The organism is Jingyaoa shaoxingensis, from assembly GCF_014385005.1.
In the GTDB taxonomy this organism is placed as follows: Bacteria; Bacillota; Clostridia; order Lachnospirales; family Lachnospiraceae; genus Marvinbryantia; species Marvinbryantia shaoxingensis.
Genome location: NZ_JACRSZ010000004.1, coordinates 103,693 through 119,826, shown reverse-complemented (window position 1 = coordinate 119,826; position 16,134 = coordinate 103,693). Strand labels below are relative to the sequence as shown.

Annotated in this window: 14 protein-coding genes; 12 read left to right on the top strand and 2 right to left on the bottom strand. The window is 41.5% G+C overall.

Annotated elements, in window-relative coordinates; all coding sequences use genetic code 11:
- Positions 1-12 precede the first annotated feature (12 nt).
- The 3 genes from H8716_RS06020 to H8716_RS06010 are packed head-to-tail and all read left to right on the top strand — an operon-like array spanning position 13 to position 4,287.
- Positions 13-1,023, top strand: coding sequence for a FecCD family ABC transporter permease (locus tag H8716_RS06020; protein ID WP_249307671.1), 1,011 nt, complete (start codon positions 13-15; stop codon positions 1,021-1,023).
- Positions 1,020-2,114 carry an ABC transporter ATP-binding protein gene (locus H8716_RS06015; protein WP_249307670.1) on the top strand — a complete coding sequence of 365 codons (1,095 nt, stop codon included), beginning with the start codon at positions 1,020-1,022 and terminating at the stop codon, positions 2,112-2,114. The genes H8716_RS06020 and H8716_RS06015 overlap by 4 nt, the downstream gene beginning before the upstream one ends.
- Positions 2,098-4,287 carry an alpha-galactosidase gene (locus H8716_RS06010; protein WP_249307669.1) on the top strand — a complete coding sequence of 730 codons (2,190 nt, stop codon included), beginning with the start codon at positions 2,098-2,100 and terminating at the stop codon, positions 4,285-4,287. The genes H8716_RS06015 and H8716_RS06010 overlap by 17 nt, the downstream gene beginning before the upstream one ends.
- 40 nt (positions 4,288-4,327) lie before the next feature.
- On the opposite strand, the gene H8716_RS06005 is transcribed toward H8716_RS06010, so the two are convergent.
- The gene (locus H8716_RS06005; protein ID WP_249307668.1) at positions 4,328-5,128 is read right to left on the bottom strand and encodes an MBL fold metallo-hydrolase; all 801 of its coding nucleotides are present in this window, start codon (positions 5,126-5,128) and stop codon (positions 4,328-4,330) included.
- Positions 5,129-5,567: 439 nt separating this feature from the next.
- Here H8716_RS06005 and H8716_RS06000 point away from each other — a divergent pair, with 439 nt between their 5' ends.
- Both H8716_RS06000 and H8716_RS05995 read left to right on the top strand, forming a co-directional pair.
- Entirely contained in the window at positions 5,568-5,825 is a 258-nt protein-coding gene (locus H8716_RS06000) for a kinase to dihydroxyacetone kinase (protein ID WP_249307667.1), read from the top strand.
- 231 nt (positions 5,826-6,056) lie between these two features.
- Positions 6,057-7,085: an aldo/keto reductase gene (locus tag H8716_RS05995; protein ID WP_249307666.1), complete on the top strand. Its 1,029-nt coding sequence runs from the start codon at positions 6,057-6,059 to the stop codon at positions 7,083-7,085.
- A 107-nt stretch (positions 7,086-7,192) separates the two neighbouring features.
- On the opposite strand, the gene H8716_RS05990 is transcribed toward H8716_RS05995, so the two are convergent.
- Entirely contained in the window at positions 7,193-7,780 is a 588-nt protein-coding gene (locus H8716_RS05990; RefSeq protein WP_249307665.1) for a GNAT family N-acetyltransferase, read from the bottom strand.
- 332 nt (positions 7,781-8,112) lie between these two features.
- Between H8716_RS05990 and H8716_RS05985 the strand changes: the two genes are divergently transcribed.
- From H8716_RS05985 to H8716_RS05955, 7 genes are all read left to right on the top strand, one after another.
- A complete protein-coding gene (locus H8716_RS05985; RefSeq protein WP_249307664.1) occupies positions 8,113-9,132 on the top strand; it encodes a LacI family DNA-binding transcriptional regulator in 1,020 nt (339 codons plus the stop codon).
- A gap of 122 nt (positions 9,133-9,254) precedes the next feature.
- Complete coding sequence (locus tag H8716_RS05980; RefSeq protein WP_249307663.1) at positions 9,255-10,241, top strand: aldo/keto reductase; 987 nt, start codon at positions 9,255-9,257, stop codon at positions 10,239-10,241.
- Positions 10,242-10,269: 28 nt separating this feature from the next.
- Positions 10,270-11,790, top strand: coding sequence for a xylulokinase (gene xylB / locus H8716_RS05975; protein WP_249307662.1), 1,521 nt, complete (start codon positions 10,270-10,272; stop codon positions 11,788-11,790).
- Between the two features lie 15 nt (positions 11,791-11,805).
- Entirely contained in the window at positions 11,806-12,501 is a 696-nt protein-coding gene (gene deoC / locus H8716_RS05970) for a deoxyribose-phosphate aldolase (protein WP_330606482.1), read from the top strand.
- Between the two features lie 15 nt (positions 12,502-12,516).
- On the top strand, positions 12,517-13,392 hold the full coding sequence (locus H8716_RS05965) for a D-psicose 3-epimerase (protein ID WP_249307661.1): 876 nt from the start codon (positions 12,517-12,519) through the stop codon (positions 13,390-13,392).
- Positions 13,393-13,460: 68 nt separating this feature from the next.
- The gene (locus tag H8716_RS05960) at positions 13,461-14,501 is read left to right on the top strand and encodes a substrate-binding domain-containing protein (RefSeq protein ID WP_249307660.1); all 1,041 of its coding nucleotides are present in this window, start codon (positions 13,461-13,463) and stop codon (positions 14,499-14,501) included.
- 90 nt (positions 14,502-14,591) lie between these two features.
- Positions 14,592-16,103: a sugar ABC transporter ATP-binding protein gene (locus tag H8716_RS05955; RefSeq protein ID WP_249307659.1), complete on the top strand. Its 1,512-nt coding sequence runs from the start codon at positions 14,592-14,594 to the stop codon at positions 16,101-16,103.
- Positions 16,104-16,134 lie beyond the last annotated feature (31 nt).

Genomic DNA, 16,134 nt, shown 5'->3' with positions numbered 1-16,134 from the left:
GGAACAAAGAAAATGAAGAAGAAAGCACAAATTCGATACACGGTGTCGTTTCTGATACTGGCAGTGCTGCTGTTACTGCTGTTCATCTGGAATATTAATGCGGGAAGCGTACATCTGTCGGTAAAGGAAATCTTTGATATTATTGTAAAGAAAACAGGAGAGCAGACCGCTTACAATATTGTGTGGCAGATCAGGCTTCCACGTATTCTGGCAGCTATATTGCTGGGAGGAGCGCTATCGGTATCCGGTTTCCTTCTTCAGACCTTTTTTGGGAACCCAATTGCAGGACCTTTTGTACTGGGAATTTCATCAGGAGCTAAGCTGGTGGTTTCTCTTGTGATGATTTTTCTATTAAGCAAGGGAATTGCATCCAGTTCAGCAGTGATGATTCTGGCGGCTTTTGCAGGAGCCATGATTTCCATGGGATTTATTCTTCTGGTTTCCAGAAAAGTAAAACGGATGTCCATGCTGGTTATCTGTGGAGTTATGATCGGATATATCTGCTCAGCAATTACAGATTTTGTAGTGACATTTGCAGATGACTCCAATATTGTGAATCTGCATAACTGGTCTATGGGAAGCTTTTCCGGAACCTCATGGGGAAATGTGCAGGTCTGCACAGTTGTGGTCTTGATCTCGCTGGTACTGGCATTTCTCATGTCTAAGCCGATCAGTGCCTATCAATTAGGAGAAAATTATGCACAGAATATGGGTGTAAATATCAAGGCATTCCGTGTGAGCCTGATCCTGTTATCCAGTATTCTGTCTGCAACCGTTACTGCTTTCGCAGGACCGATCTCCTTTGTAGGAATTGCAGTTCCCCATCTGATCAAGTCCCTGATGAAAACGGCAAAACCGATTCTGGTGATTCCGGGATGTTTCCTGGGAGGTGCGGTATTCTGCCTGTTCTGTGATCTCATTGCCAGGACGGTATTTGCACCCACGGAACTGTCTATCAGCTCGGTAACAGCAGTATTCGGTGCCCCGATAGTCATTTACATGATGGTGAGGAAACAGCGATGAGTGAATATTTTGTATACACAGATAAGATGACAGTAGGCTATAATGGTGTGCCACTGATAAAGGATATTGAGATCCGGCTGAAAAAGGGCGAGATCCTGACGCTGATCGGACCGAACGGAGCCGGAAAATCCACGATTCTGAAAAGTATTACCAGACAGTTGTCTCTGATTGCAGGAACGGTATATATTGATCAGAAATCTATAAAAGAAATGACGGAAAAAGATACGGCAAAGAAGATGGCTGTGGTTCTGACAGAGCGGATCCGTCCGGAATTGATGACCTGTGAGGACGTGGTGAATACCGGAAGATATCCATACACTGGAAGACTGGGAATCTTAAGTGAAGAAGATCATCAGAAGGTGCGTGAAGCTATGAAACTGGTACACGCGTCAGAACTGGCAGACTGTGATTTCTCAGCAATCAGTGACGGACAGAGACAGAGAGTACTGTTGGCCAGGGCAATCTGTCAGGAACCGGAGATTATTATACTGGATGAACCTACATCTTTTCTGGATATCCGCCATAAGCTGGAATTGTTGACGATTCTGAAGGATATGGTCAGCAAAAAAAATGTGGCGGTAATAATGTCATTACATGAACTGGATCTGGCACAGAAGATATCTGATCAGGTGATCTGTGTGCATGGAAGTGCCATTGAGCGGTACGGAGAACCGGAAGATATTTTTACGTCAGAATATATTAAAAAGCTGTATGGTGTGACCAAGGGCAGTTATAATGCAGACTTTGGATGTCTGGAACTGGAGCCGCCGTCAGGCACACCGGAGGTATTTGTTATAGCCGGGAACGGAAGTGGTATTCCGGTCTTTCGCAAGCTGCAGAGAAAGGGCATTCCTTTTGCAGCAGGAGTGCTCCATGAGAATGATGTGGACTGCCAGGTGGCAAAGGCACTGGCGGCAGAGGTTGTCACTGAAAAAGCATTTTGTGAGATCAGTACAGAGGCGTATGAAAAAGCAAGAAAGATCATGAACAGTTGCAAGAAAGTGATTTGTTGTGTTCAGGAATACGGTCCGATGAATGAGAGGAACAGACTGCTGGAGAAGGAGGCAAGAGAAAATGGGAATTGTGTATGATGAGGAACAGAAAGTATTTGGACTGTGCACAAAGAGTACCACGTATCTCTGTGGACTGACAGAGGACGGGAATTACCTTGGACATATTTACTATGGAAAAAGGATGAAAGACCTGGCAGCATCTTATCTGCTGCGTACGGATGAACCGCCTTTTACACCAGAAATGAATCTGAGAGAAAAAGCTTCTTTTATGGGATGTTTTCCACAGGAATATCCGGCAGCAGGGCTTGGAGACTACCGGGAAACGGCACTGGCAGTCCGGACGGAGAGTGGATATCGTGCCTGTGAATTACATTATGAGAAATATGAAATACGAGAAGGAAAACCAGAATTAGAGGGGCTTCCGGCTACATTTGGTGATGCAGATATCTGCCAGACATTGGATATTCATTTGTGGGATGAAGTACTGAATCTGGAAGTGATTCTGGAATATTCAGTTTTTGAAGATGTGGATGCCATCACAAGAAACGTCCGAATTGTGAATCATGGTGAGAATCCCGTTTATCTGGAAAAGGTATTAAGTGCCTGCCTGGATATGGACTACGAGAATTTTGAAATGCTGACGCTGACCGGAGCATGGGCGAGAGAGCGGCAGATTGTGCGTTATCCGCTGACCCGCGGAAAACATCAGGTGGGATCCTGGAGAGGGGAAAGCAGCCATCAGGAGCATCCGTTTCTGGCACTGGTGACACCGGGAACCAATCAGGATATGGGTGAAGTCTATGCTATGCATTTTGTGTATTCCGGTAATTTTATGGCGCAGGCAGAAATAACGGAATTTGATGCGGTTCGCATGGTGATGGGAATACATCCGGAAGGATTTGAATGGAAACTGGAAGCAGGCAAGGCGTTCCAGACACCGGAAGTAGTAATGGTTTATTCTGATGCCGGACTTGGGAAGATGACGAAGACCTTCCATGATCTGTACCGCAGTCATCTGATTCGCAGCAGTTATCTTCATAAAAGTCGTCCGGTTCTGATTAATAACTGGGAGGCAACGTATTTTGATTTTGACTCCGATAAGCTTCTGGATATAGCCAGAGAAGCAAAAAAATCCGGCATTGAGATGCTGGTTATGGATGATGGCTGGTTTGGAAAACGAAACGGGGATAACAGTTCTCTGGGAGACTGGACGGTCAATGAAGAAAAATTAAAAGGCGGGCTGAAGAAGCTGGTAGATGAAGTAAAAGCTCTTGGCATGAAGTTCGGTATCTGGTTTGAACCGGAGATGGTTTCTCCGGATTCGAAGCTGTTTCGGGAACATCCGGACTGGGCAATCCAGATTCCGGGAAGGGAACCACTGATGAGCCGAGAGCAGTATGTACTGGATCTGACCAGACAGGAAGTGACAGACTATGCTTATGAATGCGTGGCTTCTATCCTGCGGGAAACAGGAATTGACTATGTGAAATGGGACATGAACCGGCAGCTTACCGATATCGGAAGCTACGGTCTTGCTTCTGACCGACAGGGAGAACTGATGCACCGGTATACACTGGCTGTTTATCATATGCAAGAGCGTCTGGTGAGCGAGTTTCCGAAGCTGCTTCTGGAGAACTGTTCCTCCGGAGGAGCGAGATTCGATCCCGGTATGCTGTATTACAGCCCACAGATCTGGTGTTCGGATGATACGGATGCCATAGAGCGTCTGTCCATTCAGGAAGGAACAGCGCTGCTGTATCCATTATCTGCAATCGGAGCACATGTCAGTGACTGTCCAAACCACATTACCGGAAGAACAGTGCCATTCCAGACCAGAGGACATATTGCGCTGGCAGGAACCTTTGGATATGAGCTGGATATCACCAGAATTCCGGAAGCAGACCGTGCACAGATTCCAGAGCAGGTAAACCTGTATCACAGATACAATGAACTGATGCGGGAAGGTGATTATGACAGAATCGCTTCCTGGAGAGAGAATCATTATTATGACTGCTGGCAGGTAACAGATAAGGAAAAGAGCGAAGCTCTGCTGACTTATGTGCAGGTACTTGCAAGAGCGAATGTAAAGAGCCGTAGAATCCGGTTTAAGAATCTGATTTCGGAAGCACAGTATGTGCTGGAAGAAACGGGAAAGGTATACAGCGGTGAAATGCTGATGCAGGCTGGCATACTGATTCCACCGCTGAAAGGAGATTACTGGAGTAGATTATATCATGTAGTGAGATTATAATGCTATACGGATTGCTATGAGAACGCGCAAAGCGTGTTTCTTATAGCTCAAATTCGTCCAGGTCATCCGGGACATAGAGGGTTCCATGGTAATACATGGAGCCTTCTTCTGTATACAGTTCTTTGCGGTGCTCCAGTGTAGCATCTTCGGTGTGATACAGGATCAGGTTTTTGACATGCAGATTTTCTGCCAGTTCACATGCATCTTTTACTGTGGAATGATGCTTCTTATATGGCTGATATTTGTCAGCCTGACCATAGAGACAGAATGCTTCGTGAAGGAGCCATTTGCTGTCTCTGGCGTAAGTTTCTTCGCAAGGGTTAAATGGTTCGTCACCGCAGCAGGTGAGTTTTTCTTCATTTCCCAGATCCATGGAAAAGCCGAATTGCTTTGCCTTGGTGGACTGGATATCAAAAAATGTCACTTTATGTCCGAGAATGTCCTTCTCTTCTCCGTCTTTTACTTTAATCATATGAATCTGCCTGCCGATAGCGGCACAGTGCTTTTTCTGAAGAAGCAGTTCTGCCATGGAATGCAGAATATGAATCACTTCCTCATGTCCGTAGATATTCAGTTCTCGGTCCAGACCCTTTTCTGCAATATTCTGTCCAAACAGACGCATGATCCAGATAATTCCCATGATATGATCCACATGCTTGTGTGTAATGAAGACATCGGTGATCTCTTTCCAGTCAATATCCGCATTTTTCAGCTGCTTCATAATCGTATTGCCACCGCCACCGTCAACAAGGAAATAATGACCGTCATTTTCAATGGCAAAACAGGTGTTGTAGCATTTCGTGACCATGGCATTGCCGGTACCTAGAATAGTAAGTTTCATGATATGTGCCTCGCTTTCTGTAGAAGTTCGGCTATATTTTAACAGATAAAATCGATGCTGTATAGTGTGTAAAATTTAAACTCAGAAGAGTATTTATAACCAATAAGATGATTATAACAAACATAATAAAAATACAATTGACAAAAAGATAATAGGCTGATATAGTAAAGATGAGATCTCAATAAACCATGAGACAAAGATACGTTAGATGAAAAATATATCTGCTCTATATAATTACAGACAGAATCAAAGTACAAAAGAAAATCAAAGCATATATTTCAATTCAAAGTGCATCGCACTGTCTGAATTTTACTGTTCATTCCATGACCAGCAATAACAGATTCCTGTGTTTTGTTAAAATCAGTTTACTCTGCTCTGTACAGTATCTGGAAGTTAGTGTATAATAACTGAAGATGAATTTTTGCAGGAGGATACACAGATGGAACCAATTGAATTTCGTTATGATACACAGCTTTTGATTGAAGGTGAGAACCTAGATGAAGATGAGATCAGTGAATATTTCACAGAACATTTTAAAGGAGACTGCCTGTTGGCAGTTGGAGACGAGGAACTGATCAAGATTCATTTCCACACCAATGAGCCTTGGCAGGTATTGGAATATTGTGCAAGTCTCGGAGAGATCTATGATATTGTGGTAGAGGATATGGACAGACAGGCAAGAGGCTTGAAGGGTTAGTGCAATTATTCAGCCAGATAAGAGAAGTTGTTGTAAAATAGATGAGAGATCATCTGTGAAGCAGCAACTTCTTTTTAAGTACAGTTTTTTATAATTGCGATGGGAAAATAGTAAAGCATATTTTGACACTTCCGATCAATTATATTAGAATTAATGTAACTGTTCAGGACCCACTGAACCAATGGGGAATGAACAAAAATAGATTCGACAATACGAACAGGAGGAGAGACTATGAATCAGGTTACATTAGGAAAAACAGGGATTACCGTTCCGCAGAATGCGTTTGGTGCCCTTCCGGTACAGCGTGTCTGTCAGGACTATGCAGTGAAACTGCTGCGCAGAGCCTACGAAGGAGGTATGCGTTTCTTCGACACTGCGAGGGCCTACAGCGACAGTGAAATCAAGGTGGGAGAAGCTTTTGATGGCATGCGGGATAAAGTATATATTGCTACCAAGACTGCGGCAAAGACGCCGGAAGAATTCTGGAAGGATCTGGAGACTTCCCTGAAGAATCTGCGTACTGATTATATTGATATTTATCAGCTGCACTGTGTGCCACAGTGCTACAGACCGGGGGATGGAACCGGAATGTATGAATGTCTGGTAAAAGCCAAAGAAGAAGGAAAAATCCGTCATATCGGTATCACCGCTCACAAGCTTGGCGTGGCAGAAGAGATCGTAGAAAGCGGTCTGTATGAGACATTACAGTATCCGTTCAGCTATCTGTCATCTGAGAGAGAAAAGGCACTGGTAAGAGCCTGCAAAGAAAAAAATATGGGATTCATTGCCATGAAGGGACTGGCAGGCGGTCTGATTAACCGTTCAGAAGCAGCAATGGCATTCATGACCCAGTATGACAATGCACTTCCGATCTGGGGCATTCAGAAAGAGACAGAGCTGGAAGAATGGCTGAGTTATATGGATCAAACACCATCCATGACGCCGGAACTGACTGCATATATCGAAAAAGAACAGAAAGAGCTGAGCGGAGATTTTTGCCGTGGCTGTGGATATTGCATGCCATGTCCTGCCGGTATTCAGATCAATACCTGTGCAAGGATGTCTCTGATGCTTCGCCGTGCACCATCTGAGAGCTGGCTGACACCTGCCATGCAGGAAGAGATGCGCAAGATCGAAGGATGTCTGCATTGCGGCAAATGCAAAAAGAAGTGTCCATATGAGCTGAACACTCCAGAGCTGTTAAAGAAAAATTATGAAGATTACAAGAAAGTGCTGGCTGGAGAAGTGAAGGTACAGTAAAATATGAAAATCGTATCTGTGAAGATACTGAACAGCTAAAAAAATCATGCTTTACAGGAATTCCATTCTGTTGAGCATGATTTTTAAATGTGCGCCGGGAATCAAAATTACAGATTCAAAGCTTCTTCTATTTCTGAAAATGCTTTTACCTCCGGTTGATTTTCTTTATGTTCCCCAATCGTTTTTTCCATCCAGACGATATCATACCAGCGGTTAAATTTGTATCCGCATTTATGAAAATGAGCGGTATATGTATATCCCAGATGCTCATGAAAATGTACGCTGTCTTCCGTCAGGTAAGGATCTTTACCAATCGGAAAAGCAATACAGGCGTATAGATTCAATATACCCATAGCAGATAATGCCTGCTCCAGAGCATCATGGAGCTTACGTCCAATGCCCATTCTCTTACAATTCTGATCTATATAGATGGAAGTCTCCACCGACCAGTCATAGGCCTGACGGTCATGCAGAATCCCTACATAGCAGTAGCCGACGATCTGTCCATTTACTTCGGCAACCAGATAAGGATATTTTTTTAAAGTCCCCCGGATGCGGTCCGCGAATTTTTCAACAGACGGGACATCATATTCAAAAGACACTGCGGTATCCGTAATATAAGGGGCATAAATGGCAAGTAATGCAGGGGCATCAGCCGGGGTGGCGGTGCGGATGGTAATAGTTGTTGTATTCATGGAAAACCTCCTGCTTGAGTCAAATATGTGTGTAACCTTGTGCTCTGCAAAGCGTTTATCTGTCTACTATTATAGGACGAGTGTAATAGATGTCAATAAAGAAGGCAGGATAAACAGATTATGTTAGAAGAAACTGTATATGGTATCTGCAAATAGTTATTACACGCAAAGGAAACGGTTACATATTTGAAAATCACATTTTTATTGTACATTATTTACAATAAAACAAATGTAAAACTATTGTAAATATACGAAAAACAAATAATATATTGACAGAAGTTCAAAACTGATATATGCTTTAAATAACAAGAAAAGGAAACGGTTTCACAATTATGATAACGATCAAAGATGTAGCAGAACTTGCAGGAGTTTCGAAAGCGACAGTATCAAGAGCATTAAATAATAGTGGCTATGTGTCACCAGAGACAAAGAAGAAGATAGATGAGATTATTGAGAAGTATCATTATCTTCCTTCAGCATCTGCGGTAAATTTATCAAAGCAGGAGACAACCACAATCGGAGTGGTTGTGCCTGAGATAGGAAATCTTTTTTATGCAGATATTGTTCAGGGAATTACCCGCAAGGCAGATGAGTTAGATCTTTCATTGGTCTTGTTTGATACAGGAAATAACATGGAGCGAGAAGAAAAAGCGATTCGAGTGTTGCAGCAGCAGCGTGTAAAAGGAATCATTTTGGGACCCTCCATTGATTATGCAGAGAGCAAGCGCGGAAAGAAGTTGCTAAAGCAGCTGACAGATATGCATCTTCCAATTGTAATTATTGACCGAGACTTTGAGCAGATGCCATGGGATGCGGTAATCTATGAGAATTATCAGAGTTCTTATCGCGCAGCGCAGGAGTTATATAGAGCGGGGAATCGTACCGCGGCAATGATTGCCGGCGATATGAATCTTAAAATTGGACGAGATCGTTTAGATGGATTCCGAAAAGGTGCTCAGGATTGTGGATTGGAATTAAAAGAAGAAGATATATTTTACGGGAATTTTTCAATGGAAGACAGTTATCAACTGGCGAAGAAATTATTGACAAGAGAAGAACTTCCGGATGCACTTTATACTTGTAATAATGCTACAACACTTGGATTTTTGAAGGCAGCCAAAGAAGTAAAAAGAAAAGCGGGAGTAGATATTGCTCTTATAGGAAATGACCGTATTGATATTGTAGATATTCTTGGAATGAATATCAGCTGGATTTACAGAGATACATATAATATGGGTTACACTGCGATGCAGCTTCTGCAGGAAAGATTTGAGCATCCAGATAAACCAAGAAGTCTGTGTATGATACCATATCAGGTTGAGTTGAACGGATCAGAAAAAAAGAAAAAGTAATTTTTCTTTTTTCTAAAATATGAAACCGGTTACACTATACAGGGACAAAATCCCCTGTTATATATTTTCTAAAATATGAAACCGGTTACACCAACAGATAGAATATAGAAAGGAAGAAAAATATGATTTACAAAAAAGTCGCAAAGATAAACGAAGAAATATCAGCAATCGGTATTGGATGCTGGAACATGGGTGGTGACTGGGATTCATCAGAGGAAAGTAAGTCTATTGGCGTAATACATGCAGCTATCGATATGGGAGTGAATTTATTTGATGTCGCGCCTGTATATGGATGGGGAAATTCAGAAAAAGTTCTTGGAAAGGCATTAAAACAGGATGGCCTGAGAAATAAAGTCCTGATTGCATCAAAAGCCGGGTTGACATGGGATAAACCGCATCATACTGCCAACAATCTATCAAAAGAAAGTCTGTTAAAAGAAATCGATGATTCACTGATGCGTCTTCAGACAGATCATATAGATATTTATCAGATGCACTGGCCAGATCCGAACGTGCCATTGGAAGAAACGGCAGAAGCATTGAATATTATGAAAAAAGCGGGAAAAATTCGTTACGTAGGATTGAGTAATTTCGCACAGAAAGATGTAGAAAAAATGATGGAATATATTTCTGTTGACTGTCAGCAGAGTCTATATAATATGCTTGAGAGAAATCCGGCAACCTATCATGGAATTCCACTGGATTATCGAACAGAGAAAGAAGTATTTCCGGTAGTAAAGAAGTATGGTCAGGCATTTTTACCTTACAGCCCATTGATGCAGGGGCTTTTGGCAGGAAAGTTCCTGGATGGAATGACAATTTCAAAGCATGATATCCGTAATGAAAACCCTAAATTTTCAGGAGAAACTTTTAAAGTATATCAGGAAGGTGCCAGAAAATTAAAGGCATTTGCAGATGAGATTGGAAAACCGATGAATGAAATGACGCTGAACTGGACAAGACAGCGTGAAGAAGTGACATCCATTATTGGAGGTGCATCTTCTCTGGAACAGCTGAAGCACAATATTCATTGTACAGAATGGAATCTGACAGATGAAGAAATTGCAAAGATTAATGAAATTTTAGTACCATTTGAAAATATGGATTAAAGTTTTATTGATGTAATGGGGGAATGAAATGACAAAGTTTTTAATTGCACATGACCTGGGGACTTCGGGAGATAAGGCAACGTTATTTACCACAGATGGAGAACTGGTAAAAAGTATTACATATGTGTATGATACACATTTTTTTAACAGTACCTGGGCAGAACAGAATCCAGATGACTGGTGGAAAGCAATTTGTGAAAATAATGAGGAACTGCTGAAAGAAATAGATAGGAAACAGGTAGCCGGCATGGCTTTCAGTGGTCAGATGATGGGATGTGTTCCGGTTGATAAAAATGGAAGAGCCTTGAGACCGGCAATTATCTGGGCAGATCAGAGAAGTCAGGATCAGGAGAAGCAGATCAAAGATAAAATTGATGAACAGGAATTTTACCGGATTGTAGGACACAAAATAAGTGCTTCTTATAGCATTGAAAAATTGATGTGGATAAGAGATCACGAACCGGAAGTATTTCAGAATACCTATAAGATGCTTCAGCCAAAGGATTATGTGATTTATAAACTGACAGGAAAATTTCTGACAGATTATACGGATGCATCTGGTACAAACTGTTTGGATTTGAATGAACTCAAATGGTCAGAAAGAATTTTGGCAGCGGCAGAAATCGGAGAAGAAAAATTACCGGATTTGTATCCATCTACGCATGTGGCGGGCGAGGTGACAGGCAGTGTTGCAGCAGAATGCGGATTGGCACCGGGAACACCGATCATCATCGGTGGTGGAGATGGAGTATGTGCGGCAGTAGGAGCAGGAAGTGTCAGAGAAGGAGATACTTTTAATTATCTTGGCTCCTCCTCCTGGGTAGCAATGACCAGTGCAAAACCGATTTTTGATCCACAGCTTCGAACATATAACTGGGCACATATGGTTCCGGGAATGTATTCGCCGAATGGAACTATGCAGGCAGCAGGTAATTCCTATCAGTTTATCAAGAAAACAATATGCAAAGATCTGGAAAAAGAGGCAGCAGAAAACGGTATCAGTGCATACGAACTGATGAACCGGGAAATAGAGAAATCACCGGTTGGAGCAAATGGATTATTGTATCTGCCATACATTCTGGGAGAGCGAAGTCCAAGATGGAATACGAATGCAAGGGGCGCTTTTGTAGGCTTGAAAATGGAACATACCAGAGGTGATATGCTCCGTGCCACAATTGAAGGAATTTTGATGAATCTTTGTATTATACTGGATGTTTTCCGAAAGGACATGGACATCACAGAGTTAAACGTAATTGGCGGATTAGCAAAAGGCGATGTGGTAAGAAGGGCATTGGCAGACATCTATGGAGTTCGAGCAAAGAGATTAAACTGGCTGGATGAGGCAACTTCCATGGGAGCAGCTGTTTGTGCCGGAGTAGGTGCAGGAGTATTGGAAGATTTTGGAGCAATTCATCGTTTCATCAAAGTAGATGATGTGCTTGAACCAGATATGGAACACCATAAACGCTATAATGAACTAAAACAATATTTTGACGAATGTTACACTGGATTGCTGAAAACTTATGATAATTTGGCACAGTGGAAATAAGAAAGGAGCATGAATATGAACAAAAATGAAATTACACCGGAGAAACTTGCAAAAATGATTGATCAGACGTTACTGAAACCTTATGTAACACTGGACGATCTGAGAGAGCACTGTGAAAAAGCAAAAGAATACAATTTTAAAACCGTTGCGATCAATAATGCACCAGTTCCATTTTGTAAAAAAGTGTTGGAAGGTTCTGATGTGCTCTGTGATGCAGCGGTAAGCTTCCCGCTGGGTCAGTGCACGATTGATACGAAAGTGTTTGAAGCAAAGGATGTTATCGAAAAAGGTGCCGGCGAAGTAGATTATGTAGTGAATATTGTAGAATTGAAGAGCGGTAACTGGGATTATGTTGAAGAAGAAATGAGACGAATTGTAGAAGCCTGCAATGAAAAAGGTGTTACCAGTAAAGTGATCTTTGAGAACTGTTATCTTACAGATGATGAGAAGAAGAAACTTTGTGAGATCGCTTTGAAAGTAAAACCTACCTTTATAAAAACCTCTACAGGTTTCGGTACAGGCGGAGCAACCGTAGAAGACGTAAAACTGATGAAGTCCTGTGTAGGAGATGCAGTGAAGATCAAAGCGGCAGGAGGCATTCGAGATTATGACACTGCAATGGCAATGATTGAAGCCGGTGCGAGCAGAATCGGAACCAGCGCAGGAGTTAAAATTGTAGATGAATGCAGAGCCAGGATGGCAGAAAAATAGGAGACAGATAATTTGATGAAATACGGAATCTATTATGCTTACTGGGAAAAGCAGTGGGGTGCAGATTATCTGAAATATGTAAAAAAAGTAAAAGATCAGGGATTTGATATCCTGGAAATATCCTGTGCCGGATTAAAAGATATGCCGAAAGAAGAAATAGAGAAACTTAAAGCATATAAAGATGAACTTGGTATTGAATTAACAGCAGGATATGGACCAAAGCCAACAGAAGATATTTCTTCATCCGATCCGGAAATTGTAAAAAATGCATTTCAGTTTTGGAAAGAGACATTTCCGATATTAAAAGAACTGGATGTACATATTGTGGGAGGTGGACTCTACTCCAGCTGGCCGGCAGACTATTCTAAGGTGCCGGATAAAGAGGGAGATCTGGATCGAAGTATTCGAAATATGAAAGAACTTGCAAAAATGGCACAGGAATATGAACTGATCCTGGGAATGGAAGTCTTGAACCGACACGAAGGATACTTGATTAATACAGCAAAAGAAGGTGTTACATATGTAGATGCGGTAGGAGCAGAAAATGTGAAAGTAATGCTGGATACCTATCACATGAATATGGAAGAAGATGATTTTGCAGAAGCAATCCTTACTGCAGGAAAAAAACTGGGACATTTTCATGTAGGAGAAAACAACCGAAAATTGCCTGGTCAGGGTCACATTATTCCGTGGAATCAAATCGGAGACGCATTAAGAAAAATCGAATATCAGGGAGCAGTGGTTATGGAACCGTTTGTCATCTGCGGAGGACAGGTGGGGAAAGATATACGAATTTGGCGAGATCTGAAAGATGATTGTAGCGAAGCAATTTTGGATCAGGAAGCAGCTCAATCCGTGCAGTATCTCAGAAAAACATTCGAACAGCAGTAATTTAAATATTTATGAAATAAAGTATCGTTAGTGATACTAAAAAATAAAAAGTAAAGGAGAAACAAAAAATGAAAAGAAGGTATTTGTCAACACTGGCGGGAACAATGGCAGCAGCAATGATGGTTTGTGGGGGAACTGTATTTGCTGAAGAGACTCCGGACTCACTGGACATTGTGTGGGTAACCTGCTCAACAGAATCAGAATTCTGGCAGTATCAGCAGATTGGTATGGAAAATGCAGTAAAAGACATGGCAGAAAAATACGGTATTGAAATTAATTTTACGACCGTAGGACCTGCAACCGAAGCAGAAACAGAAGCTTATATCCGTGCATTTGAAAATGCAGTAGCATCTAAACCAAATGCAATTATTTCAGCAACACAGGTTCCGGATTCTACAATTGCAGTATCCAAAGAAGCAATGGATCAGGGTATTGTAGTAAACTTCACAAACTGTGGACTGGAACCAATGGATTCTGATGAATATTCAGACTGCTACAATCAGTTCTATACCACAGTCAGTGCAGACATCGGTGATATGGCCGGAAAAGTTATGCTGGAATTAATGGAAAAAGCCGGAATCGAAGCAAAGGGAACCGTAGCTATGGAATTTTCAAATGTAAATCCTGCACTTCAGCCACGTATGGACAACTTCAAAGCTTATCTTGAGGCTAATTCAGAATTAACCGTTTTGGATACACTGTACAACAACAACGACCTGAATCAGGGACAGGCAGATATTGAAAATGAAATCGCTACATATGGTGATGACTTAGTTGGTATTTATGGAGCAAACAATACATCTGGTGACGCAATTTCTCTGGCAGTAGAAAATGCAGGCATCAAAGATAAGGTCATTACAATTGGTGTTGACTCTGATCCTACTGAAATTGCAGCACTGGAAGCAGGAACCATCGATTGTATTATCGTTCAGGATGCTTATGGACAGGGATATGCAGCATTGGAAAATGCAGTAGAAACGATTATGGAAGGTGCAAATCCTGAAACAGAACAGAAAGTAGCAATGGCACCTGTAGCAGTTACCACAGATAATATGCATGAAGATGAATATGCAGCTATGTTGGATCCTACTCTTAGAAAAGCAGAATAAGATGTATATTATGTGAGGATGTGAGCTGGCGGAATATCATTTCCGCCAGTCACATAAAAGGTAAGCTCAAAGACAGTAGGAGGTTATAGCATGGAACAGGAAGTACTGTTAAAAATCGAAAATGTTGTAAAAACCTATCCTGGCGTTCAAGCTTTAAAGGGAATTACGACAACTATCAAAAAGGGGGAAGTCAGGGCACTCGTAGGTGAGAATGGTGCAGGAAAATCAACATTGATTAAATGCATCATGGGTGTAGAATCTCCAACTGAAGGAAAAGTAGAAATCAATGTAGACGGGACATGGAAGAGTCCGAAAAATGCGATCGAAGCAAAAGATTATGGCATGCATGCCAATTATCAAAATGTAAATATTGCAAAGAACTTAAGTATTGCAGAAAATTATTTCCTTGGAAGAGTTCCATTAAAAGGAAAATTTGTGGATTGGAACACCATGTATACAGAAAGCCAGAAGGTTATTGACAAGTTCCAGTTAAATGTAAATCCAAGAGATACCATAGTATCCTTGCCGGTAGCGATGCAGGCTATGATTACCATCAGTAAAATATCTGTAAATGATAATATCAGATTGGTTATTTTTGATGAACCGACAGCGTTACTGGAAAATGATAAAGTAGAAACATTATTTAAATATATCAGAGAATTGAAAGAAAGTGGTGTCAGCGTAATCTATGTTTCCCACAGACTGGAAGAAATTATGGAGATCTGTGACAGCGTAACCATTATGAAAGATGGAAGCTATGTGGAAACGAAGGATATTAAAGAGGTGGATAAGGACTATTTGATTTCGAAGATGGTTGGAAGATCCATGGTTGACATTTATAATATTGAACGCCAGAAGCCTGGAAAAGAGCTTCTTCGTGTGGAACATTTAAGCGGTGATAAATTTACAGATGTAAGTTTTACGCTCAGAGAAGGAGAGATTCTTGGCTTCTTCGGTCTGGTAGGTGCTGGACGAAGTGAAGTCATGCGGGCAATTTTTGGTGTAGATAAAATACATTCGGGGAAGATATTTGTAAAAGGTGAAGAAGTCAGTATTAACAGTCCAAAACAGGCAATTTTAAAAGGTATAGGTTTCCTGACAGAAGACAGACGAAAAGATGGGCTGGCACTTCAGCAAAGTGTAAAACTGAATACAAATATGTATTCTTACGATATGATCAGTAAAAATGGAATTATTAATCTGAAAAAAGAAACGGATCGTGCCGAGGAATATCGAAAGAAAGTGGCTGTAAAAACACCTTCTGTGAATCAGATTGTAAATAATCTTTCAGGTGGAAATCAGCAGAAAGTAGTTATAGCAAAACTGCTTTGCAGAAATCCGGATATTCTGATCTTTGATGAACCGACCGTTGGCGTAGATGTCGGTGCGAAAGACGAGATATTTAAGATTATCGAAAAACTGACTGCCCAGGGAAAAGGTGTCATCATTGTATCGTCCTATCTGCCAGAGGCAATGGGATTGTCAGATCGGATGATTGTCATGTCAGAAGGGCATGTGGCAGGAAGTCTTGACAGTCAGGAGTTACGTTCTCTTCAGGAAGAAGACGTATTAAGACTGGCGTCAACTGTAAATTTTGATTAGCAAGAGAAGCAGCAGAGGAGGTTTATTCATC

Excerpts from the sequence above, each read along its gene's own strand:
- H8716_RS06020 (WP_249307671.1), top strand. The coding sequence starts at position 13 with ATGAAGAAGAAAGCACAAATTCGATACACGGTGTCGTTTCTGATACTG.
- H8716_RS06015 (WP_249307670.1), top strand. The coding sequence starts at position 1,020 with ATGAGTGAATATTTTGTATACACAGATAAGATGACAGTAGGCTATAAT.
- H8716_RS06010 (WP_249307669.1), top strand. The coding sequence starts at position 2,098 with ATGGGAATTGTGTATGATGAGGAACAGAAAGTATTTGGACTGTGCACA.
- H8716_RS06005 (WP_249307668.1), bottom strand. The coding sequence starts at position 5,128 with ATGAAACTTACTATTCTAGGTACCGGCAATGCCATGGTCACGAAATGC.
- H8716_RS06000 (WP_249307667.1), top strand. The coding sequence starts at position 5,568 with ATGGAACCAATTGAATTTCGTTATGATACACAGCTTTTGATTGAAGGT.
- H8716_RS05995 (WP_249307666.1), top strand. The coding sequence starts at position 6,057 with ATGAATCAGGTTACATTAGGAAAAACAGGGATTACCGTTCCGCAGAAT.
- H8716_RS05990 (WP_249307665.1), bottom strand. The coding sequence starts at position 7,780 with ATGAATACAACAACTATTACCATCCGCACCGCCACCCCGGCTGATGCC.
- H8716_RS05985 (WP_249307664.1), top strand. The coding sequence starts at position 8,113 with ATGATAACGATCAAAGATGTAGCAGAACTTGCAGGAGTTTCGAAAGCG.
- H8716_RS05980 (WP_249307663.1), top strand. The coding sequence starts at position 9,255 with ATGATTTACAAAAAAGTCGCAAAGATAAACGAAGAAATATCAGCAATC.
- xylB (WP_249307662.1), top strand. The coding sequence starts at position 10,270 with ATGACAAAGTTTTTAATTGCACATGACCTGGGGACTTCGGGAGATAAG.
- deoC (WP_330606482.1), top strand. The coding sequence starts at position 11,806 with ATGAACAAAAATGAAATTACACCGGAGAAACTTGCAAAAATGATTGAT.
- H8716_RS05965 (WP_249307661.1), top strand. The coding sequence starts at position 12,517 with ATGAAATACGGAATCTATTATGCTTACTGGGAAAAGCAGTGGGGTGCA.
- H8716_RS05960 (WP_249307660.1), top strand. The coding sequence starts at position 13,461 with ATGAAAAGAAGGTATTTGTCAACACTGGCGGGAACAATGGCAGCAGCA.
- H8716_RS05955 (WP_249307659.1), top strand. The coding sequence starts at position 14,592 with ATGGAACAGGAAGTACTGTTAAAAATCGAAAATGTTGTAAAAACCTAT.